Source organism: Pseudomonas mangiferae (assembly GCF_007109405.1).
GTDB lineage: Bacteria > Pseudomonadota > Gammaproteobacteria > Pseudomonadales > Pseudomonadaceae > Pseudomonas_T > Pseudomonas_T mangiferae.
This window is the reverse complement of record NZ_VJOY01000010.1, coordinates 134,724-155,066: the sequence shown is the minus strand read 5'-3', so window position 1 is coordinate 155,066 and position 20,343 is coordinate 134,724. Positions and strand designations below refer to the sequence as shown.

Below are 20,343 nucleotides of genomic sequence, written 5' to 3'. Positions count from 1 at the left end.
TAGAGAACCTAGTCTTGGTAGCCGGTGCCCGCGCGTCGCCCGGCATGCCGCGACCCCGGCCCGGGGCGACCCGGTCGGACCGAGGCCCGTCCTCGACACCTTTTCGCACGGCGCCCCTGGCCTCCGGGTCGGCGGCGGCGTTCCAGATGCTATGATCCGCGGCGTTTTTTTCGCCGCTCCGGAGTGTCCATGAAGCTGACCATGCCCCGTTACGATCAAGCCCCCGTGTTGGTGGTGGGCGACGTCATGCTCGACCGTTACTGGCACGGCGGCACGTCGCGGATCTCCCCGGAGGCGCCGGTCCCGGTGGTCAAGGTCGAGCAGATCGAGGACCGCCCGGGGGGCGCGGCCAACGTCGCGCTGAACATCGCCGCCCTCGGCGCCCCGGCCACCCTGGTGGGGGTCACCGGGGTCGACGAGGCGGCCGACAGCCTGGGCGCCAGCCTCGCTGCCGCTGGCGTCAAGGCCTGCTTCCAGCGCATCGCCGGGCAGCCCACCATCGTCAAGCTGCGGGTCATGAGCCGCCACCAGCAGCTGTTGCGCATCGATTTCGAAGAGCCCTTCGCCACCGACGCCCAGGCGTTGCGGGCGGAGGTAGACGCGTTGCTCGCCGGCATTCGCGTGCTGGTGCTGTCGGACTACGGCAAGGGTGCGCTGCGGGATCACCAGGGGCTGATCCGCGCCGCCCGCGAACGTGGCATCCCGGTGCTGGCCGATCCTAAGGGCAAGGATTTCTCCATCTACCGTGGCGCCACCCTGCTGACCCCCAACCTCAGTGAGTTCGAGACCATCGTCGGGCGTTGCGCCGACGAGGCGGACCTGGTGGCCCGGGGCGCGGCGCTGATGCGCGAGCTGGACCTGGAGGCGCTGCTGGTGACCCGCGGCGAGCACGGCATGACCCTGCTGCGCCCGGAGCACCCGCCGCTGCACCTGCCGGCCCGGGCCCGCGAGGTGTTCGACGTGACCGGCGCCGGCGACACGGTGATCTCCACCCTGGCCGCCAGCCTCGCCGGCGGCGCCGACCTGCCCGAGGCGGTGGCGCTGGCCAACCTGGCCGCCGGCATCGTGGTGGGCAAGCTGGGCACCGCCGCCATCAGCGCGCCGGAACTGCGCCGCGCGGTGCAACGCGAGGAAGGCTCGGAGCGGGGCGTGCTGGGTCTGGAGCAACTGCTGGTGGCCATCGAGGATGCCCGCGCCCATGGCGAGAAGATCGTCTTCACCAACGGCTGCTTCGACATCCTCCACGCCGGCCACGTGACTTACCTGGAGCAGGCCCGCGCCCTCGGCGACCGGCTGGTGCTGGCGGTCAACGATGACGCCTCGGTGAGCCGCCTGAAAGGGCCCGGCCGCCCCATCAACACCGTGGACCGGCGCATGGCGGTGCTGGCCGGCCTGGGCGCGGTGGACTGGGTGGTGAGCTTCAGCGAGGACACCCCGGTGAACCTGCTGGCCGAGATCAAGCCGGACGTGCTGGTGAAAGGCGGCGACTACGGCATCGACCAGGTGGTGGGCGCCGACATGGTCAAGGCCCACGGGGGCGAGGTGCGGGTGCTGGGGCTGGTGGAGAACAGCTCCACCACCGCCATCGTCGAGAAGATCCGCTCCCGCTGACCCCGCTTGCCACGCCCTAGGTCCTGTACGAAACGTCGTCGAGCGAAGGTCAGGCAAGGCAAAAACAGGCGAAGAAGCGGCGTTTACGTGCGGTAGATGAGCAGCCTGAGCCTGTCTTTAACGCAGCATCACCGAGCGCAGGCGCTTTTCGTACAGAACCTCGCGCCCCGGGGCGTGGCGCGAGGCCGAGCTACGGTCGAGGTTCGGGACAAGGCGTGGAGCGAAGGTCGGGCGAGGACGTGGCATCTATGCGCATTCCGCCCCGTCTTGACGACGTCTCGCGCGGCCAGGCGTTTTCATGCAGAACCTAGGACGCCTTCGCCGACCGTGGGCGGACCCGGCCCAGCCAATCCTTCCAGCGCACCCGCTCGTCCCGCACCACCCAGCCTTCCTGCTCTGCGAAGCTTTCCGACAGCCACAGGCCACGGGTCGCCACCGGTACACGCTCGCCATAGCGCAGGGTGAACAGCCCGCCGCTGGGGCGGCCGTCCGCCAGTTCCAGCAGGTAGAGGTCCGGACGCCGACGTTCCAGTCGGGCCACCAGTTCGCTGCCCTCGAGGATCTCGTCGACGTGGTAGAGGCTGAGGCGGCGTACCTCCCCCGGCAGGTCCAGGCGCATGTCGTAGACCAGTTGCAGCGACGCGGTGGGCAGGTGCACGTAGGCGCGTGGGCGTTCCAGCAGGGTCAGGCTGCCGCTCTGCACCGGCCGCGCGGCGCCGGACAGCGGGCTCAGGCGGAAATAGGCGGCGTCGCGGTAGTGCAGGCGCTCCTGGTAAGGCGTCGGCAGCCAGGTATCGCCGAAGCGCCCGGCCAGCCAGCCGTCGGCGGTCTCCAGCAGGCATTCCTCGGCGACTTCCTGGATGGCGGTGAGCAGCGGCAGGTTCAGTTCGTGGGCCGGCACGTAGCCGGAGATCAGCTTGAGTACCGTGTCGCCCCGGTCCGGGCGGCGCTGGCGCACCAGCACCCAGTAGTCACGGCCCTCCAGGGTGAGGGTCAGGCGCACCGAGACCCCCAGGTTGGCCAGGGCCACGGCGAAGCGCTGCGGGTCGTCCAACTGCACCGGGCGGCGCCGCGCCAGGGTCTGGGCAAAGTTCAGCGGCAGGCCCTGGCTGCGGTAGGCGAGCCCGTCGGGGCCGGCCTCGACCCACAGCGGCAGGGTCTTGAAGGTGCCCGGGTTCTTGCGGGCGAGGATGCGCGGCATGTCGGTTCCCTCCTGTCATGGACGGCGACGGGCACGGCGAGCGCCCGTCGGCGAGTCATAGCAGGTGAATGTGTCAGGGAGCAACCGGTGCGGCCGCGCCGTCCCCGGTCCCGGACGGGCGGCCGCCCGGGCCGGCCTCAGTGGCCGCGGATCACCGCGGCGGCGGTGGCGACGTTGTGAGCCAGGTGCAGCGGGTCGATGGTGCCGACGATGGCACTGGTGACGCCGGGGTGGCCGAACACCAGCTCGAAGCTGGCGCGCACCGGGTCGATGCCGTGCCCCAGGCAGGCGTGGCCGCTGGCCAGGGCCTTCTTGACCAGGATGCCCTTGCCGTGCGCGGCGGCGTAGTCCAGCACCGGCTTCTCGTCCTGTTCGGCCAGGTTGTAGGTGACCATGGCGCAGTCACCGCGCTGCAGGGCCAGCAGCCCGCCCTCCACGGTCTTGCCGGACAGGCCGAAGGCGCGGATCTTGCCGGCCTGCTTGAGTTCGGCCAGGGCCTCGTAGAGGCCGCTGTCCTCGAGGATCGCCCGGTCGCTGCCGTCGGAATGCACCAGCAGCAGGTCGATGCGATCGGTGCGCAGCCGGGTCAGGCTGCGTTCTACCGAGCGGCGCGCATGCTCCGGGGTGAAGTCGAAGCGCGATTGCCCGGCCTCGAACTCCTCGCCCACCTTGCTGACGATCACCCAGGCGTCGCGCTGGCCCTGCAGCAGTGGGCCCAGGCGTTCCTCGCTGACGCCGTAGGCGGGCGCGGTGTCCAGCAGGTTGATGCCCAGTTCCCGGGCTTGGTGCAGCAACTGCCGGGCGCTGAAATCGTCGGGGATGGTGAAGCCAGCGGGGTATTTCACCCCCTGGTCGCGGCCCAGTTTGACCGTGCCCAGGCCCAGGGGCGAAACGGTCAGGCCGCTGTCCCCCAGGGGCCGGTGCAGCTCGTGCAGGGTCTTGATCATGGCAGTTTCTCCTCCCACACCGGGCGTGCCAGGGGCGGACGCGGCAGGCCGGCCGGCACCGGCGGGGCCGCCGGGCGCACGCCGTCGCGTTCGAGGGCGGCGAATACCCGGTCGGCGAAATCCGGCGCCAGGGCCAGCTTGGTGGGCCAGCCCGCCAGCAGGCGGCCCTGGTCGGCGAGGAAGGCGTTGTCCGGGCGCACCAGGCTGCCCTGGGCCGGTTCGGCGCGGTCCACCCGCAGGGTCGCCCAGCGGGTCTGGGCCTGGTCGATCCAGGGCAGCAGGTCCTCCACCTCGCGCCGCGCGGCGGCGATCTGCGCCGCTTCGTCCCGGGCCACGCCGTCTGCTTCGGCGATGTCGCCCCCCAGGTACCAGACCCACTGGCCGTCGGCGGCCGGGTGGCTGGTGACGGTGATCCGCGGTTTCGGCCCGGCGCCCAGGCAATGGGCGTAGAGCGGTTTCAGCGCCGGCCCCTTGGCCAGGACCATGTGCAGCGGGCGCAGCTGCTGGGCCGGCTGGTGCAGACCAAGGGCCTCCAGCAGGGCGGCGGTGCCGGCGCCGGCGCCGAGCACGATGCGCTGGGCGCGGATTTCACGCTCGTCCACCCGCAGGCCCACCAGCGCGTCCCGCTCCCGCAGGGGCTCGATCCGCTCGCCGGCCAGCAGGCTGTCGCCGGCCAGGTCGGCGAGTCGACCGATCAGGCTGGGCACGTCCAGCACCAGTTCCGCCAGGCGATAGACCTTGCCCTTGAAGTGCGGATCGCGCAGGGCCGGCGGCAGGTCGTCGCCCTTCACCGCGTCGACCCGGCCGCGCATGGCCTTGCTGGCGAAGAAGCTCACCAGGTTGCCCGCCAGGCTGCCCGGCGACCACAGGTAGTGGGCCTCGGACAGCACCCGTACGCCGCGCAGGTCCAGGTCGCCCTGGCCGGCGAGGGCGTCGCGCCAGCGCTGGGGCATGTCGGCGATGGCTTCCGAGGAGCCGGTGAGGGTGCCGTGGAGGGCGTACTTGGTGCCGCCGTGGATGATGCCCTGGGACTTCAGGCTCTGTCCGCCGCCGAGGCCGGCGCGTTCCACCAGCACGGTGGAGTAGCCGGCGCGCTGCAGGCGCGCGTTCAGCCAGAGGCCGGCGATGCCGCCGCCGACGATGAGGATGTCGGTGGAGAGGGGAGGGAGCATGGGCCGCACTCGTGAAAAGCAAGGGGCCCGCAGTATAACTCGCACCTGCCGCGGTCGGCCGCGGCCAGGCGCCGCGCTCAGTGGCCGGTGCTGGCGGAGAACAGCCGGATCACCGCCACGCCGGCGACGATCAGGCCCATCCCCAGCACCGCTGGCAGGTCCAGTTTCTGCCCATAGATCAGGTAGGCGGCGATGCTCACCAGGACGATGCCGAGGCCGGCCCAGATGGCATAGGCGATGCCCACCGGGATGGTCCGCACCACCAGGGTGAGCATCCAGAAGGCGATGGCGTAGCCGCCGATCACCAGGGCCAGGGGCAGCGGCTTCTGCAGGCCCTGCACCGCCTTCATGGAGGTGGTGGCCACCACTTCGGCACCGATGGCGATGGCCAGGTACAGATAACCGTTCATGCGACACCTCGTGAGTCGAGCGGAAAGGGCGCCGATTCTACCGGGGCGGGCGATGGGATAAAGTCGTTACCTATCGTCATCGCAGATGGGTGGGCCATGCGCTGGAACCTGGATCAGTTGCGGCTGTTCGTCGAAGTGGCCGAGGGTGCGTCGTTCTCGGCGGCCGCGCGGCGGCTGCAACGGGCACAGTCGGCGGTGAGCACCGCCATCGCCCTGCTGGAGGCGGACCTGGGCCTGCCGCTGTTCGAGCGCAGCAGCGGTCGCCCGCCGCGCCTCACCGAGGCCGGCCAGGCGTTGCTGGAGGAAGCCCGGGAGGTGGTGCGCCAGGCCCAGCGCCTGGATGCCCGTGCCCTCGGCCTGCGCCAGGGCGAGGAAGTCCTGCTGCGCCTGGCCCAGGACGAGGCGATGCCCTACCCGCCGGTGCTGGACAGCCTGGAAGCCCTGGCCCAGGCCTTCCCGGCCCTGGAAATGCGCCTGGCCAGCGGCGCCCAGGGCGACGTGGCGCGCCGGCTATTGGCGCGGCAGGCCGACCTGGGCCTGCTGTTCCGCCACGAGCACATGCCGGCGGAACTGGAGCGGCGTGCCTTGGGCAGCATCGCCATGGTCACCGTCTGTGGCGCCGGCCACCCTCTGGCGGCGCGGACGGTGGTGGACCGTCGCGAACTGGCGCGGCATCGCCAACTGCTGGTCACGCCGCCCCAGAGCGGCTACCCGGGCGGCGAGCAGGTCGGTCCCCAGGTCTGGCGCGGTGACAGCTTCTACGCCATGGCCGAGCTGGTGCTGCGCAACCTGGGCTGGGCCTGGCTGCCGGTGCACGTGGTGCAGTACCCCACCTACCGGCCTTCCCTGGTGGAGCTGCGGAGCGACTGGACCCCGCCGCCGCTGGTGGTGGAGCTGGTCTGGCGTCGCGACGAGCCCCTGGGCCCGGCGGCGCGCTGGCTGGCGGAGTGCTTCGCCACGCGCCTGGCGGCGTTCGGCTGAACGGCGGCCGCCGGCCGGCGTTTTTGCTACCCTGCGCGCCATGAACCGGACCCTCTACACCCTGCTGCTGCACCTCGCCCTGCCCCTCATCGCGCTGCGCCTGGCCTGGCGCGCCTGGAAGGCACCTGCCTACGCGCGCCGCCTCGGCGAGCGCTTCGCCATCGGCCTGCCGCCCCTGGAACCGGACGGCATCTGGGTGCACGCGGTGTCGGTGGGCGAGAGCATCGCCGCGGCGCCGATGATCCGTGCCCTGCGCGAACGCTACCCGCGGTTGCCGATCACCGTTACTTGCATGACCCCCACCGGCTCCGAGCGTATCCGCGCCCTGTTCGGCGACAGCGTCGGCCACTGCTACCTGCCCTATGACCTGCCCTGGGCCTCGGCGCGCTTCCTGCGCCGGCTGCGCCCGCGGCTGGCGGTGATCATGGAAACCGAGCTGTGGCCCAACCACATCCACCAGTGCGCCCGCCGGGGCGTGCCGCTGGTGCTGGCCAACGCGCGGCTGTCCGAGCGCTCCGCCCGCGGCTACGGGCGTTTCGCCCGGCTGACCGCGCCGATGCTGGCGGAACTCAACCTGATCGCGGCGCAGACCGAAGTGGAGGCCGAGCGTTTCCGCCGCCTCGGCGCCCGGCCCGGCTGCGTGCAGGTGACCGGCTCGATCAAGTACGACCTGCGTATCGACCCGGCGCTGACGGCCCGGGCCGCCGCCCTGCGCGAAGCCTGGGGCGCCACGGCGCGGCCGGTGTGGATCGCCGCCAGCACCCACGCCGGCGAGGACGAGGTGGTGCTGGACGCCCATCGCCGCCTGCGCGCCCAGCTGCCCGACGCCCTGCTGATCCTGGTGCCGCGCCACCCGGAGCGTTTCGCCGGGGTCCACGAGCTGTGCCGGCGGGCCGGCTTCGCCACGGTGCGCCGCAGCCAGGACGAGGCGGTGGGCGCGGATACCGCGGTGCTGCTGGGGGACACCATGGGCGAGTTGCTGTTTCTCTACGCCCTGGCGGACGTGGCGTTCGTCGGCGGCAGCCTGGTGCCGAACGGCGGGCACAACCTGCTGGAGCCGGCGGCCCTGGGCAAGCCGGTGCTGGCCGGGCCGCACCTGTTCAACTTCCTGGAGATCGCCGAGCACCTGCGCGGCGCCGGCGCCCTGGGCACGGTGGCCGATGCCGACGCGCTGGCGGACGCCCTAGCGCGTAGCTGGCGCGATCCGGCGCAGGCCCGGCGCATGGCCGAGGCCGGCCTCGGGGTGCTGCGGGCCAATCAGGGGGCGCTGCAGCGCCTGCTGGACGGGCTGGGCCGGTTGATCGAGGGGTAGTCGCGTTCCGCACCCGGCACACGGCCGGGACGGTCGCCCCGTGGGGCGACGAGGCGGTCGGGCCGCGCTTCAGAAGGTCGGCGGGGTGATCACCCAGAGCACCAGCGCGTCGGTGTCGCCCGGGTTGCCGTAGCGGTGGGGCTCCTGGCTGGAGAAGGCGAAGCTGTCGCCTTCCTTCAGCTGGAAATGCCGCTCGCCGACCCACAGCTCGAACACCCCGCTGAGCAGGTAGCCGGCTTCCTCGCCCTCGTGGCTGTAGCTCTGCTGGCTGTAGGTGCCGGGCGGGAAGCGCGAGTGGAGGATTTCCAGCTGGCGGGTCGGCTGCGGGCTGAGCAGCTCGTCGATGATGCCGTCCTCGTAGTGCACACTGCGGCGGCTGCTGCGCCGCACCACGTAGCCGGCGTCCGCCGGGTCCGCCGCCGCCTCGCTGGCGAAGAACCACTGGATGGTCACGCCCAGGCTGCGGGCGACGTTGAACAGCGCGGGGATCGACGGGTAGGCGAGGTTGCGCTCCAGCTGGCTGAGGTAGCCGGCGGTGAGGCCGCTCTGCTCGGCCAGGGTGCTGAGGGTCATGCCGCGGCGCTTGCGCAGGCCGCGGATGCGAGTGCCGAGGAAATGCGTCTCGGCGGCGGGCACGGCATCCGGGGCGGTGGCGTCCTGCGGGGCTTTGCGGCTCATGCGGCGGTGTCCTGGCGGTCGGTCGGGGGCATTCTAACCAAACCGCCGCGGCCCGGCTCAGATCCGCCAGCCTACCTTGAGCCCTTCGTAGATGGCTTCCTCCGCGGTGCGCGGCGCCAGGCAGTCGCCGATCCGGTAGACCTCCGCCAGCCCCGCCAGGGTGTCGGCCAGTTCGTCCAGGGGCCGGTGGCCCTGGCACAGCACCAGGGTGTCGATGTCCTCCACCAGCATCGGCTCGCCGCTGGCGGTGTGCTGCAGGTAGACGGTGCTGTCGTCGCAGCCATAGAGCCGCGCATAGGAGGTGATCGCCACCCCCAGGCGATGCAGCTCGCCGGCCAGGTGGTCGCGCACGTAGAGCGGCAGGCTTTCGCCGGCGTGGGTACCATTCACCGCCAGGTGCACCCGGTGGCCCTCCCGCACCAGGCGTTCGGCGATGCCCGGGGCGATCCAGTCGGCGCGCCAGTCGGTGACCAGCACCGAGCGGCCGAGCTTCACCTCGCCGCGCAGCACCTGCCAGGCGTCCACCACCTGCAGCTCGCCGGCCTGTTCGAAGGGCGGCCAGTAGGGCAGGGCGCCGGTGGCGACGATCACCACGTCCGGGCGCTCCCGCTCCACCAGGGCGCGGTCGACCCGGGTGTTGCGGCGTACCTCGACGCCGGCCAGCTGCAGTTCCCGCTGCAGGTTGGTGGATGCGCCGCCGAATTCCGCGCGGCGTGGCAGCAACTGCGCCAGGTTGACCTGGCCGCCCAGTTGCCCGGTGGCCTCGCAGAGGGTCACCGCGTGGCCGCGTTGGGCGGCCACCGCGGCGGCCTTCATCCCCGCCGGGCCGCCGCCCACCACCAGCACGCGGCGGCGGACCGGGGTGGGATTCGGCGTGGCGTAGGTCAGCTCGCGGCCGGTCTCCGGGTGCTGGATACAGGAAATCGGGTAGCCGCGGTGGAAGTGGCCGATGCACGCCTGGTTGCAGGCGATGCAGGCGCGCACGTCGTCGTGGCGGCCGCTGCCGGCCTTATTGGGCATCTGCGGGTCGCAGATCAGTGCCCGGGTCATGCCGCACACGTCCGCTTGGCCGCGGGCGAGGATCTGCTCGGCCTCCTGGGGCTGGTTGATGCGCCCGGTGACGAACAGCGGGATGGCCAGGCGCGCCTTGAAGGTGGCGGCCTCGTTCGCCAGGTAGGCGGCCTCGATGGCCATGGGCGGGACGATGTGGATGGCGCCGCCGAGGGATGCCGAGGTGCCGGCCACCAGGTGCACGTAGTCCAGCTCGCCCTGCAGCGCCAGCACCGCCTGCAGCGATTCGTCCTCGCTCAGGCCCTCCGGGTCGCGCTCGTCGGCGGAGATGCGCAGGCCGACGATGAAGTCCTCGCCGGTGGCCGCGCGCACTGCGGCCAGCACTTCGCGGGTGAAGCGCAGGCGCGCCTCCAAATCGCCGTTGTAGCCGTCCTCGCGGCGGTTCACCCGCGGGTTGAGGAACTGAGCCGGCAGGTAGCCGTGGCTGGCCACCACCTCGACCCCGTCCAGCCCGGCGGCGTGCAGGCGCCGGGCGGCGGCGGCATAGCCGGCGACGATCTCGTCGATCAGCGCCTGGTCCAGGGCCCGCGGCATGACCCGGAAGCGCTCGTTGGGCGAGGCCGAGGCGGAGTAGGCCACCGCCAGCAGGCCGTCGGCGGACTCCATGATCTCCCGCCCCGGGTGGAAGATCTGCGACAGCAGCACCGTGCCTTCCGCATGGCAGGCCTCGGCGATGCGCCGGTAGCCGGGGATGCAGGCGTCGTCGGTGGCCATCAGCACGTGGGAGGTGTAGCGCGCGCTGTCGTGGACCCCGGCCACCTGCATGACGATCAGCCCGGCGCCGCCCTGGGCCCGGGCGGTGTGGTAGGCCACCAGGGCGTCGTTGACCAGGTTGTCGGTGGGCATCGAGGTGTCGTGCCCGGTGGACATGATGCGGTTCTTCAGGCGCCTGCCGCGGATCTGCAGCGGGCTGAACAGGTGGGGGAAGGCGGTCATCGGCGGCTCCGGTTCTGTCGTTCTTGTAGGGGCGTCGCGTCAGGCGTCGGGCGCTTGCCAGTCCACCGGGTAGAGGGCATAGAACACCCGCGCCCGCTCGCCCTCGTAGGCCAGGGGCGTGTGCTCCGGCACCCAGATCACGTCCCCTGGCGCCGCCTCGATCACCCGGTCCGCCAGGCGCAGGCGGAAGCGCCCTTCCAGCACCACGATCAGTTCGTCGTAGAGCACCGTCCACTCGATGGAACAGCCGTCGAAGTAGGCGAGGCCGGCGCCCATTGTCTGGCTGTCCGCGGGGCCCAGCAGGCGGCAGAGGGCCGCCCGTTCGGCCGGCTGGCCGGCGTAGGGTTGGAAGGCTTGGGAGGGCAGGGGAAAGTGGCGCACATCGCTCATGACGGAAACTCCACGGAGGGATCTAAGTAATTCCATGGAAATTTACCGACAGTAAAAAATCAACTTGTTTTTTTAAAATTGACTGGTTAGTTTCGAAACCAGGCCATCGCTTCCGGTGTGCCGACCGCGACGTGCTCCACAACAATTACAAGAGGAGAGGCGCATGTACCGTTACCCACGGTTTTCCTCCACGCGGCGGAATCCTCCGCACGCCTGCCTGCCCGGCGAATCCCTCTGTCCGTTGTGCCCGTGCACCCGTCCCTCGCCCGTGCAGCCCGACGCTGCGCGGACGGTCACCTACGACATGGGGTATGCCCGATGAAGCTGTACAAGAACGCTGTGCAACCGATGCTGTTCGCCCTGGGGCTGTGGGGCGCGGCCGCCCACGCCGCCGAGAGCATGGTGGTGGTGGGCTACGGCGGCGCCGGCCAGAAGGCCCAGGAGACGGCCTTCTTCCAGCCGTTCGCCAAGCAGAGTGGCGCGACCCTGCGCCAGGCCGAGTACAACGGCGAGATGGCGCGGATCAAGGTGATGGTGGACACCGGCCACGTGGACTGGGACGTGGTGCAGATCGAGGGACCGGACCTGGCCCGCAGCTGTGACCTGGGGATGTTCGAGCCCCTCGACTGGAAGGCCTTGGGCGGTGACGACCAACTGATTCCCGGCGCGGCCAAGGACTGCGGCTCCGGCGCCCTGGTCTGGGGCGTGGCCATCGCCTACGACGCCGACCGGCTGAAGCAGGCGCCGGCCGGCTGGAACGATTTCTGGGACCTGAAGGCCTTTCCCGGCAAGCGTGGCCTGCGCAAGCGCGCCGTGTACAACCTGGAATTCGCCCTGCTGGCGGACAGGGTGAAGCGTGAGGAGGTGTACACACTGCTGGCGACCCGCGAAGGCCAGGACCGCGCCTTCCGCAAACTGGACCAGATCAAGCCGTCCATCCAGTGGTGGGAAGCCGGGGCCCAGCCGGCCCAGTGGCTGGCGTCCGGCGACGTGGTGATGACCACCGCCTACACCGGGCGCATCGCCGATGCCCACGCCAACGGGCGCAACCTGGCGCTGGTGTGGCCGGGCGCGCTGTACGGCATGGACTACTGGGCGATCATCAAGGGCTCCGAGCACGTGGACCTGGCCAAGCGCTTCATCGCCTTCGCCAACCAGGCCGACGCCCAGGTGAACTACGTGCACGCGATCCCCTACGGCCCGACCAACACCCAGGCGGCTGCGGGCCTGCCCAAGGACGTGGGCCAGTGGGTGCCCACCTCGCCGGACAACCTGGCGGTGGGTCTGGCCATGGACGACGAGTTCTGGGCCGACCACGGCGAGGAACTGGAAGAACGTTTCAACGCCTGGGCCGCCCAGTGACCGCTCGCCCCGGCCGCGCAGGCCGGGGCGCTTTCCCGAGGACCACGCCATGACCACGCCACCGGGGGCCGCCCCCGCCACCGATGAACGCTCGCTGCGGGAAGCCCTGGCCGCCTGCTACCGGCTGATCGCGCATTTCCGCATGAGCGACCTGACCTTCACCCACATTTCCCTGCGCCTGCCGGGCCCCGAGGCGCATTTCCTGATCAACCCCTACGGCCTGATGTTCGACGAGATCACCGCCTCCAGCCTGGTGAAGATCGACCTGGCCGGACGGCCGGTGGAACCCACGCCCTATACCGTCAACCCGGCGGGCTTCGTCATCCACAGCGCCATCCACGCGGCCCGGGCGGATGCCCACTGCGTGCTGCACACCCATACCCGGGCGGGCTGCGCGGTGGCGGCCCAGGCCGGCGGGCTGCTGCCGCTGAACCAGATGTCCATGGAGTTCTACGGGCGCCTGGGCTACCACGACTACGAGGGAATCGCCCTGTCCTTCGACGAGCAGCAGCGGCTGGTGGCCGACCTGGGCGACCACCTGGGGCTGGTGCTGCGCAACCACGGCCTGCTGACGGTGGGGGCCGACGTGCAGCAGGCGTTCATGCGCATGTACTACCTGGAGAAGGCCTGCGACATCCAGATCGCCGCCCAGGCCGGCGGCGAGCTGGTGATTCCGCCGGACGCGGTCTGCCGGCGCACCGAGCAGCAGTTCAACGCGCCCCAGCGGCCGCTGGCGGACAACGAACTGGCCGACCCGGACGGCCTCGACCTGGCCTGGCAGGCGCTGCTGCGCCTGCTGGACCGGGTAGCGCCGGGGTACCGCGACTAGCGGCGGCGCGATACGAAAAAGCCCGGCATCGGCCGGGCTTTTTCGTGGGGCTCAGTACTCGGTGTGGGCGCCTTTCTTGAGCTGGCTCTCGGTCTTCGCCAGGTCCGGCGGCAGGAAGTCCTTGTCCGGGTTGTAGTCCGGCTTGAGGAAGGTCGCCAGGGCCTCCAGGTCGGCCGGGCTGAGGGTGCCGGCAGCCTGCTTCAGGCGCAGGTTGTCGAGGATGTAGTCGTAGCGCGCGTTGTTGTAGTCGCGCACGGTGCCGTACAGCTGGCGCTGGGCGTCGAGCACGTCGACGATGTTGCGGGTGCCGACCTGGTAGCCGATCTCGGTGGCTTCCACCGCGCTCTGGTTGGAGATGATCGACTGGCGGCGCGCCTTGACCTGCTCCACGTCGGTGTTCACCGCGCGGTGGTAGTTGCGGGTGTCCTGCACCACCGAGCGGCGCAGGCCTTCGCGCTGCTGTTCCACCTGGTTCAGGCGCTGGTAGGCCTCGCGGGCCAGGGAGCTGGTCAGCCCGCCGCTGTAGATCGGGATATTCAGTTGCAGGCCGATGCTGCGCTGCTCCACGTCGCTGCCGTAGTGCACCGGGCTGGCGGCGGTGTTGCTGAAGCCCAGGGCGTCGTTGTCGCCCTTCTGGTAGCTGGCCACCGCGTCGACGGTGGGGGCGTGGCCGGCCTTGCGCTGGCGCAGGGTTTCCTCGGCCGCGTCCACCGCGTAGTTGCTCGCCTGCAGGTTGAGGTTCTGCTGCGCCGCGGTGTCGACCCAGGCCTTGGCGTCGTTGGGCGCCGGCACCACCACCGGGAGGGTGTGGAGGATGCCTTCCAGGGAGTTGTAGTCGCGGTTGGTCAGGGTGGTCAGCGCCTGGAAGGTGTCTTCCACGTTGCGCTCGGCGATGATCCGCGCAGCGCGGGCATTATCGAAGCTGGCCTGGGCCTCCAGCACGTCGGTCTTGTCGGACAGGCCCACGTCGAAGCGCTCGTTGGACTGGTCCAGCTGGCGCTTGAAGGCGGCTTCCTCGGCCTTGGTGGCGGCCAGGTTGTCCTGGGCGCGGAGCACCGCGAAGTAGCTCTCGGCGGTCTGCAGGATCAGGTTCTGCGAGGTGGCGGAGAAGCGCAGGGACGCCTGCTCGCTGGTGGCCTGGGCAGCCTTGAGCTGGAACCAGCGGTCGGCGCGGAAGATCGGCTGGCTGAGGTTCGCCTGGTAGACGATGCCGCTGCGGGTGCTGGTGACCGAGGGTTCGTCCAGCTTGGTGCGCGTATCGCTGGTGGAAGCGCCGCCGGAGATCTGCGGCAGCAGGCCGGAACGGGCCTGGGGCACCAGTTCCTTCGTCGCCTCCAGGTCGGCGCGGGCGGCGGCCAGGTCGGCGTTGTTCTTTACAGCGTCCTGATAGACGGTCACCAGGTCGGTTCTGGCCGACAGCGGAACGTCTGCCGCTTGCAGCGTGCCCGAGAAGGCGGAGGCCACGGCGATGGCCAGAGAAAGTCTGCGCAACATGCGGGAGATCCTAGGGTTCAATGAAATTGGACAAGGCTAAGGGGCGCGGCACGAGGGGTCAAGGCGCGCGGCGGCGGCGGTCAGTCCGGTTTGCGATAAGCTCTGTTGCCGCCTCGCAACAATGGCGTGGGTGCCGCCGCGACCGGCGGGTCCGCATCGGCTTGGTTTCTGCCCGGGGCTTGATTAGACTGCGGGGGTTCTTGTCGGGGTGCCTCGAATCGGAGGCTGAGATCGGAGAGTTCCGGATCCCGTTGAACCTGATCAGGTTAAGGCCTGCGTAGGGAACAAGATGTCCTCGCCTGTGGCGATCACTTCTGCACCGCACCCGGTGCGCCCGCGCCTCCTTTCCGTCTTCGTTCTGGTTCGCTCCCGACATCCACCCGAGGAGCCTGCGATGAGCGCCAGACAACAACAGAATCTCAGCGAAAGCGCCACGGTCGACCAGCAGTCGATCCAGCCCTTCCCCCGTTCCCAGAAGATCTATGTAGAGGGCAGCCGCCCCGACATCCGCGTGCCGATGCGCGAGATCAGCCTGGACGTGACCCCCACCGCTTTCGGCGGCGAGATCAACCCGCCCGTCACCGTCTACGACACCTCCGGCCCCTATACCGACCCGGACGCCCGCATCGACGTGCGCCAGGGCCTGGCGGACGTGCGTTCCACCTGGATCGAGGACCGCGGCGACACCGAGCGCCTGCCGGGCCTGTCCTCGGAGTTCGGCCAGCGCCGGCTGAGCGACCCGGAGCTGTCGGCCATGCGCTTCGCCCACGTGCGCAACCCGCGCCGCGCCAGGGCCGGCCACAACGTCAGCCAGATGCACTACGCGAAAAAGGGCATCGTCACCCCGGAGATGGAGTTCGTCGCCATCCGCGAGAACATGAAGCTGGCGGAAATCCGCGAGGCCGGCCTGCTCCGGGAGCAGCACCCCGGGCAGAGCTTCGGCGCCAGCATTCCCAAGGAGATCACCCCCGAATTCGTGCGCAGGGAAGTCGCCCGCGGCCGCGCCATCATCCCCGCCAACATCAACCACGTGGAGCTGGAGCCGATGATCATCGGCCGCAACTTCCTGGTGAAGATCAACGGCAACATCGGCAACTCGGCCCTGGGTTCCTCCATCGAGGAAGAAGTGGCCAAGCTGACCTGGGGCATCCGCTGGGGCTCGGACACGGTCATGGACCTGTCCACCGGCAAGCACATCCACGAGACCCGCGAGTGGATCATCCGCAACAGCCCGGTGCCCATCGGCACGGTGCCGATCTATCAGGCGCTGGAGAAGGTCAACGGCGTGGCCGAGGACCTGACCTGGGAGCTGTTCCGCGACACCCTGATCGAGCAGGCGGAGCAGGGCGTGGACTACTTCACCATCCACGCCGGCGTGCTGCTGCGCTACGTGCCGCTCACCGCCAAGCGGGTCACCGGGATCGTTTCCCGGGGTGGCTCCATCATGGCCAAGTGGTGCCTGGCCCATCACCAGGAGAACTTCCTCTACACCCACTTCGACGACATCTGCGAGATCATGAAGGCCTACGACGTGTCCTTCTCCCTGGGCGACGGGCTGCGCCCGGGCTCCATCGCCGATGCCAACGACGCCGCCCAGTTCGGTGAGCTGGAGACCCTCGGCGAGCTGACCAAGGTGGCCTGGAAGCACGACGTGCAGTGCATGATCGAGGGCCCCGGCCACGTGCCGATGCAGCTGATCAAGGAGAACATGGACAAGCAACTGGAGTGCTGCGACGAGGCGCCGTTCTACACCCTCGGCCCGCTGACCACCGACATCGCCCCCGGCTACGACCACATCACCAGCGGCATCGGCGCCGCCATGATCGGCTGGTTCGGCTGCGCCATGCTCTGTTACGTCACGCCCAAGGAACACCTGGGCCTGCCCAACAAGGATGACGTGAAGACCGGCATCATCACCTACAAGATCGCCGCCCATGCGGCCGACCTGGCCAAGGGTCACCCGGGCGCGCAGATCCGCGACAACGCCCTGTCCAAGGCGCGCTTCGAATTCCGCTGGGAGGACCAGTTCAACCTCGGCCTCGACCCGGACACCGCCCGGGCCTTCCACGACGAGACCCTGCCCAAGGATTCCGCCAAAGTCGCTCACTTCTGCTCCATGTGCGGGCCGAAGTTCTGCTCCATGAAGATCACCCAGGAAGTGCGCGATTACGCCAAGGAAAACGGCCTGACCGACGAGCAGAAGGCCATCGAGGCCGGCTTCGCCGAGCAGTCCGGGCGTTTCAAGGACGAGGGCGGGGTGATCTACCGGCAGGTCTGAACCGCAGCGGAAGGGCCGTGGGCCCTTCCGCTGCCTGGTTCGTCAGCCGCGGCCGGGGAAGTACTCCGGCCGCAGGATGCCGTTGAGCTGCGGGTAGGGGATTTCCAGCTCCGGGTGGCCGCTGGAGTAGGGGGCGATGCTGTACACGTCGTACTTCACCAGCACCGCGCCACGGCCGAGGCCGACGTGGGGCGAGCGCTGGAACGGCCAGTCCTTCGCGTAGTCCGGGCCCAGGCGGTTCTTCGCCAGCCAGCGGCCATGGAAACGCTCCACCACCTGCCAGAAGGCGTCTTCCTGACCCGGTAACAGCATGTCCTGCAGGCTCAGGGCCTGGTGCCGGTTGCGGTCGTAGGTGATGAAGCCGCGGCCCGGCATGCCGTGGGCGCCGCCGGTGTCCAGGTAGCTGGACAGCTCGATCAGCAGCAGCTGGTCGCGCTGCTCCCGCAGCTTGGCCTGCAGGTAGCTGCTCCAGCGCGGCTCGGCGTCCCGCAGGAAGGCCTGTTCGTAGGCCTGCAGGGAGCTGGGCAGCGGGGCAGTGGCATCCGGTGTGTTGCGGGTCATCTCCAGCAGGCGCCGCTCCACCAGCGCATCGAGGCCGGGTTCATCGTCGAAATGCAGGGTGTCGATGTTCACCAGCGGGCATTCGCTGCCGGTGCAGCCCGGCTTGAGGTGTTCCCAGGCCTTGTGCTCGGGCTGCACGGTGCGGGAGGTCAGACCCTGGCAGCCGGCCAGCAACAGGCCAAGGCCGCAGGCGGCGAGGAGCGGGACGAAAGAGCGGGAAATCGGCAGGGCTGGCATGGTGGCGAAAGCATCCGGGCTGGAGGGGAAGACGTGCCGGTTCGACTGCCCGCAGCGGGTCGAGTTCGGCTCCGGCGCCGTCGGTCGGGCGTGCCGGACCGCGGTTCGACTACGCTGCAAAGAGGGCTGCGCCGGTCACGAGGGCACGATAGGATGGCGCGAACGTCATACAGTCTCCACCCCTGAATTACCGAGCGAGAAGCGGATGAGCGACACCTTTACCCCCGGTCCGGACGCCTACGAGATCGTCAAGCGCGAGGATTGCTTTCGCGGGTTCTATCGCCTGGACCGCCTGCACCTTCGTCACCAGCAGTTCTCCGGCGCCATGGGCCCGGTGATCACCCGCGAGCTGTTCGTGCGCCACGATGCGGTGTGCGTGCTGCCCTACGATCCCCAGCGCGATTGCGTGGTGCTCACCGAGCAGTTCCGTGTCGGCGCCCTGGGCAAGACCGACAACCCCTGGCTGCTGGAGATCGTCGCCGGGCTGATCGACAAGGACGAGCAACCTGAGGAGGTGGCCCATCGCGAGGCCGAGGAAGAGGCCGGCCTGACCTTCTCCGCCCTGTGGCCGGTGACCCGCTACTTCCCGTCCCCGGGCGGCTCCGACGAACTGGTGCACCTGTTCGTCGGCCGTTGCGACAGTCAGGGCGTGGGGGGCGTGCACGGCCTGGAGGAGGAGGGCGAGGACATCCGCGTCCACGTCTGGCCGCTGGAGGACGCCCTGGCCGCGGTGCGCGACGGGCGCATCAACAATGCCGCCAGCATCATCGTGCTGCAATGGCTCGCCCTCAACCGCGCTGAAGTGCGAGGGCTGTGGTCGTGACCCTGGTCCGCGACCGCTACCGGGTCGACCTGGCCGGGCTGCAGGCGGTCTGCGAGTCGAACTACGCGCGGTTGCTGCGCCTGCTGCCGGCCATGCGCGATGGCGCTAGCGAGCGGCGGGTGGCCCTCAGCCAGGGCGAGCGCCTGGTGGGGGTGCTGGTGCTGGAAGTGCTGGAGAACTGCCCCTATACCAGCACCCTGCGGGTGCGCCAGGAATACGCCCTGCCGTGGCTGCCGTCGCCGCAGATGGAGGTGCGGGTTTATCACGACGCGCGCATGGCCGAGGTCACCGGCGCGGAGAACGCCCGGCGTTTTCGCAGCATCTACCCTTACCCCAACGCGGCCATGCACCAGCCCGACGAGAAGAGCCAGCTCAACCTGTTCCTCGGCGAGTGGCTGAGTCATTGTCTGGCCTGTGGCCACGAACTGGCGCCGGTCCTTTAGAAAAAGCGCTTCCCGCCGATCACTGACCGCGCTAACTGTGATCTGCACCCCGCTTCGCGGGTTTACCCCTGCCGCACGGCGCTACCATAATCCCGCGTAGCCACTAGGAGACGGCCCGTTGCCGAGTTCGCCCCCCCACGCCCCCGATTCCCCCGTGCTGCTGGTGCAGTTGTCCGACAGCCACCTGTTCGCCCAGGCGGACGGCCGTCTGCTGGGCATGGACACCTGCGACAGCCTGACCCTGGTGATCGAGCGCGTGCTGCAGGAGCAGCCGACGATCGACCTGATCCTCGCCACCGGTGACCTGTCCCAGGACGGCTCTGTGGCGTCCTACCAGCGTTTCCGCGACCTCACCGCGCCGATTCCGGCGCCGGCCCGCTGGATTCCCGGCAACCACGACGACATGCCCACCATGCGCGCGGCTTTCGCCGACAGCGGCGTGCTGGACCCGGTGGCCGACGTGGGCGCCTGGCGCGTGGTGATGCTGGATTCGTCCATCGTCGGCGCGGTGCCCGGCTACGTCGATGACGAGCAACTGGCCCTGCTGGAGCGCGCCCTCGCCGATGCCGGCGAGCGCCATGTGCTGATCTGCCTCCACCACCACCCGGTGTCCATCGGCTGTCGCTGGATGGAGCCCATCGGCCTGCGCAACGCCGATGCCTTCTTCGCCGTCCTGGACCGTTTCCCGCGGGTACGCGCGGTGCTCTGGGGCCACGTGCACCAGGCCTTCGACCGCGAGCGCAACGGTGTCCGGCTGCTGGCCTCGCCGTCCACCTGCGTGCAGTTCGCGCCGGGCAGCGAGCAGTTCCAGGTGGGCCAGGAAGCCCCCGGCTACCGCTGGCTGCGCCTGCACGCCGACGGCACCCTGGAGACCGAGGTGTCGCGGGTGACCGGCATCGATTTCGAGATCGACTACAGCGTCAAGGGCTACTGAGGCCGGCCGCGGGCCGGCTTGCAGGTGGCCGCGTCCAGCTTGTAGCCTTCCGTCCCCATGACGACCCTTCTTTATATCCACGGCTTCAACAGTGCGCCCGAATCCCGCAAGGCACGACAACTGACCCGGTTGATGACCCGGCTGGGGCGCGCGGACAGCCTGCGCGTGCCGGCGTTGCACCACCACCCGCGCCAGGCCATGGATCAGTTGGAGGAAGCCATCGGCGCCCTGGGCGCGCCGCTGCTGGTGGGCAGTTCCCTGGGCGGCTACTATGCCACCCACCTGGCCGAGCGCCACGGGCTGCGGGCGCTGCTGATCAACCCCGCGGTGACCCCGCATCGCCGTTTCGACGGCTACCTCGGTCCGCAACGCAACCTCTACACCGGGGAAACCTGGACCCTCACCGAGGACCATGTCGCCGCACTGGCCGAGCTGGAAGTGCCGCCGCCCGCCGACCCCGCGCGCTACCAGGTCTGGCTGCAGACCGCCGACGAGACCCTCGATTACCGCCACGCCGAGGCCTACTACCGGGGCTGCGCGCTGCGCATCGAGGCCGGTGGCGACCACGGCTTCCAGGGCTTCGCCGCCCGGCTGCCGGCGCTGCTGGCATTCGCCGGCATCCCGGCCGACGCCTGGCGCGACCTCGATTTCTCCGCATTCACCGACTGACGAT

At 70.0% G+C, this 20,343-nt stretch carries 19 protein-coding genes and 1 riboswitch; of the genes, 10 read left to right on the top strand and 9 right to left on the bottom strand.

All coding sequences use genetic code 11. From position 1 onward, the window contains the following. The first annotated feature begins 189 nt into the window (after positions 1-189). Positions 190-1,611, top strand: a complete 1,422-nt coding sequence (gene hldE / locus FM069_RS14980) for a bifunctional D-glycero-beta-D-manno-heptose-7-phosphate kinase/D-glycero-beta-D-manno-heptose 1-phosphate adenylyltransferase HldE (RefSeq protein WP_143489172.1) — start codon at positions 190-192, stop codon at positions 1,609-1,611. Between the two features lie 307 nt (positions 1,612-1,918). Here hldE and FM069_RS14970 read toward each other — a convergent pair whose 3' ends face one another. The 4 genes from FM069_RS14970 to FM069_RS14955 form a co-directional block, all read right to left on the bottom strand. Further along, on the bottom strand, positions 1,919-2,812 hold the full coding sequence (locus tag FM069_RS14970; RefSeq protein ID WP_143489171.1) for a metal ABC transporter ATPase: 894 nt from the start codon (positions 2,810-2,812) through the stop codon (positions 1,919-1,921). Between the two features lie 137 nt (positions 2,813-2,949). Then, positions 2,950-3,759, bottom strand: coding sequence for an aldo/keto reductase (locus FM069_RS14965; protein ID WP_143489170.1), 810 nt, complete (start codon positions 3,757-3,759; stop codon positions 2,950-2,952). Beyond that, a complete protein-coding gene (locus FM069_RS14960; protein ID WP_143489169.1) occupies positions 3,756-4,931 on the bottom strand; it encodes an NAD(P)/FAD-dependent oxidoreductase in 1,176 nt (391 codons plus the stop codon). Before FM069_RS14960 ends, FM069_RS14965 begins: the two co-directional genes overlap by 4 nt. Before the next feature lie 77 nt (positions 4,932-5,008). Beyond that, positions 5,009-5,341, bottom strand: a complete 333-nt coding sequence (locus FM069_RS14955; RefSeq protein WP_143489168.1) for a DMT family transporter — start codon at positions 5,339-5,341, stop codon at positions 5,009-5,011. Between the two features lie 96 nt (positions 5,342-5,437). Here FM069_RS14955 and FM069_RS14950 point away from each other — a divergent pair, with 96 nt between their 5' ends. Both FM069_RS14950 and waaA read left to right on the top strand, forming a co-directional pair. Then, complete coding sequence (locus FM069_RS14950; protein WP_143489167.1) at positions 5,438-6,322, top strand: LysR family transcriptional regulator; 885 nt, start codon at positions 5,438-5,440, stop codon at positions 6,320-6,322. Between the two features lie 40 nt (positions 6,323-6,362). Next, positions 6,363-7,634 carry a lipid IV(A) 3-deoxy-D-manno-octulosonic acid transferase gene (waaA, locus tag FM069_RS14945; RefSeq protein ID WP_143489166.1) on the top strand — a complete coding sequence of 424 codons (1,272 nt, stop codon included), beginning with the start codon at positions 6,363-6,365 and terminating at the stop codon, positions 7,632-7,634. Between the two features lie 69 nt (positions 7,635-7,703). On the opposite strand, the gene FM069_RS14940 is transcribed toward waaA, so the two are convergent. Genes FM069_RS14940 through FM069_RS14930 form a run of 3 tightly spaced genes read right to left on the bottom strand, consistent with a single transcriptional unit; the run spans position 7,704 to position 10,709 of the window. Beyond that, complete coding sequence (locus FM069_RS14940) at positions 7,704-8,312, bottom strand: helix-turn-helix domain-containing protein (protein ID WP_143489165.1); 609 nt, start codon at positions 8,310-8,312, stop codon at positions 7,704-7,706. Positions 8,313-8,369: 57 nt separating this feature from the next. Beyond that, positions 8,370-10,319 carry an oxidoreductase gene (locus FM069_RS14935; protein ID WP_143489164.1) on the bottom strand — a complete coding sequence of 650 codons (1,950 nt, stop codon included), beginning with the start codon at positions 10,317-10,319 and terminating at the stop codon, positions 8,370-8,372. 39 nt (positions 10,320-10,358) lie between these two features. After that, a complete protein-coding gene (locus tag FM069_RS14930) occupies positions 10,359-10,709 on the bottom strand; it encodes an AraC family ligand binding domain-containing protein (RefSeq protein WP_143489163.1) in 351 nt (116 codons plus the stop codon). Between the two features lie 348 nt (positions 10,710-11,057). Between FM069_RS14930 and FM069_RS14925 the strand changes: the two genes are divergently transcribed. After that, complete coding sequence (locus FM069_RS14925) at positions 11,058-12,071, top strand: ABC transporter substrate-binding protein (RefSeq protein ID WP_233282054.1); 1,014 nt, start codon at positions 11,058-11,060, stop codon at positions 12,069-12,071. A 49-nt stretch (positions 12,072-12,120) separates the two neighbouring features. Then, complete coding sequence (locus FM069_RS14920) at positions 12,121-12,900, top strand: class II aldolase/adducin family protein (protein WP_143489161.1); 780 nt, start codon at positions 12,121-12,123, stop codon at positions 12,898-12,900. 51 nt (positions 12,901-12,951) lie between these two features. Here the strand turns inward: FM069_RS14920 and FM069_RS14915 are convergent, their stop codons facing one another. After that, entirely contained in the window at positions 12,952-14,394 is a 1,443-nt protein-coding gene (locus tag FM069_RS14915) for a TolC family outer membrane protein (protein ID WP_143489160.1), read from the bottom strand. 194 nt (positions 14,395-14,588) lie between these two features. Further along, positions 14,589-14,695: riboswitch (TPP riboswitch) on the top strand. A 93-nt stretch (positions 14,696-14,788) separates the two neighbouring features. Here FM069_RS14915 and thiC point away from each other — a divergent pair. Further along, entirely contained in the window at positions 14,789-16,672 is a 1,884-nt protein-coding gene (thiC, locus tag FM069_RS14910; protein ID WP_143489159.1) for a phosphomethylpyrimidine synthase ThiC, read from the top strand. A 42-nt stretch (positions 16,673-16,714) separates the two neighbouring features. Here thiC and FM069_RS14905 read toward each other — a convergent pair whose 3' ends face one another. Then, the gene (locus tag FM069_RS14905) at positions 16,715-17,470 is read right to left on the bottom strand and encodes an RsiV family protein (RefSeq protein ID WP_143489158.1); all 756 of its coding nucleotides are present in this window, start codon (positions 17,468-17,470) and stop codon (positions 16,715-16,717) included. 205 nt (positions 17,471-17,675) lie between these two features. On the opposite strand from FM069_RS14905, the gene FM069_RS14900 reads away from it, so the two are divergent. The 4 genes from FM069_RS14900 to FM069_RS14885 all read left to right on the top strand — a co-directional run bounded on the left by FM069_RS14900 (position 17,676) and on the right by FM069_RS14885 (position 20,339). Then, positions 17,676-18,293 (top strand): NUDIX domain-containing protein, encoded by a 618-nt coding sequence (locus FM069_RS14900; protein ID WP_143489157.1) that lies wholly within the window; start codon positions 17,676-17,678, stop codon positions 18,291-18,293. Further along, a complete protein-coding gene (locus FM069_RS14895; RefSeq protein WP_143489156.1) occupies positions 18,284-18,736 on the top strand; it encodes a DUF1249 domain-containing protein in 453 nt (150 codons plus the stop codon). The genes FM069_RS14900 and FM069_RS14895 overlap by 10 nt, the downstream gene beginning before the upstream one ends. A 118-nt stretch (positions 18,737-18,854) precedes the next feature. Continuing rightward, positions 18,855-19,670, top strand: coding sequence for a 3',5'-cyclic-AMP phosphodiesterase (gene cpdA, locus FM069_RS14890; protein ID WP_143489155.1), 816 nt, complete (start codon positions 18,855-18,857; stop codon positions 19,668-19,670). Positions 19,671-19,727: 57 nt separating this feature from the next. Beyond that, positions 19,728-20,339 (top strand): YqiA/YcfP family alpha/beta fold hydrolase, encoded by a 612-nt coding sequence (locus FM069_RS14885; RefSeq protein ID WP_143489154.1) that lies wholly within the window; start codon positions 19,728-19,730, stop codon positions 20,337-20,339. Positions 20,340-20,343: the final 4 nt, after the last annotated feature.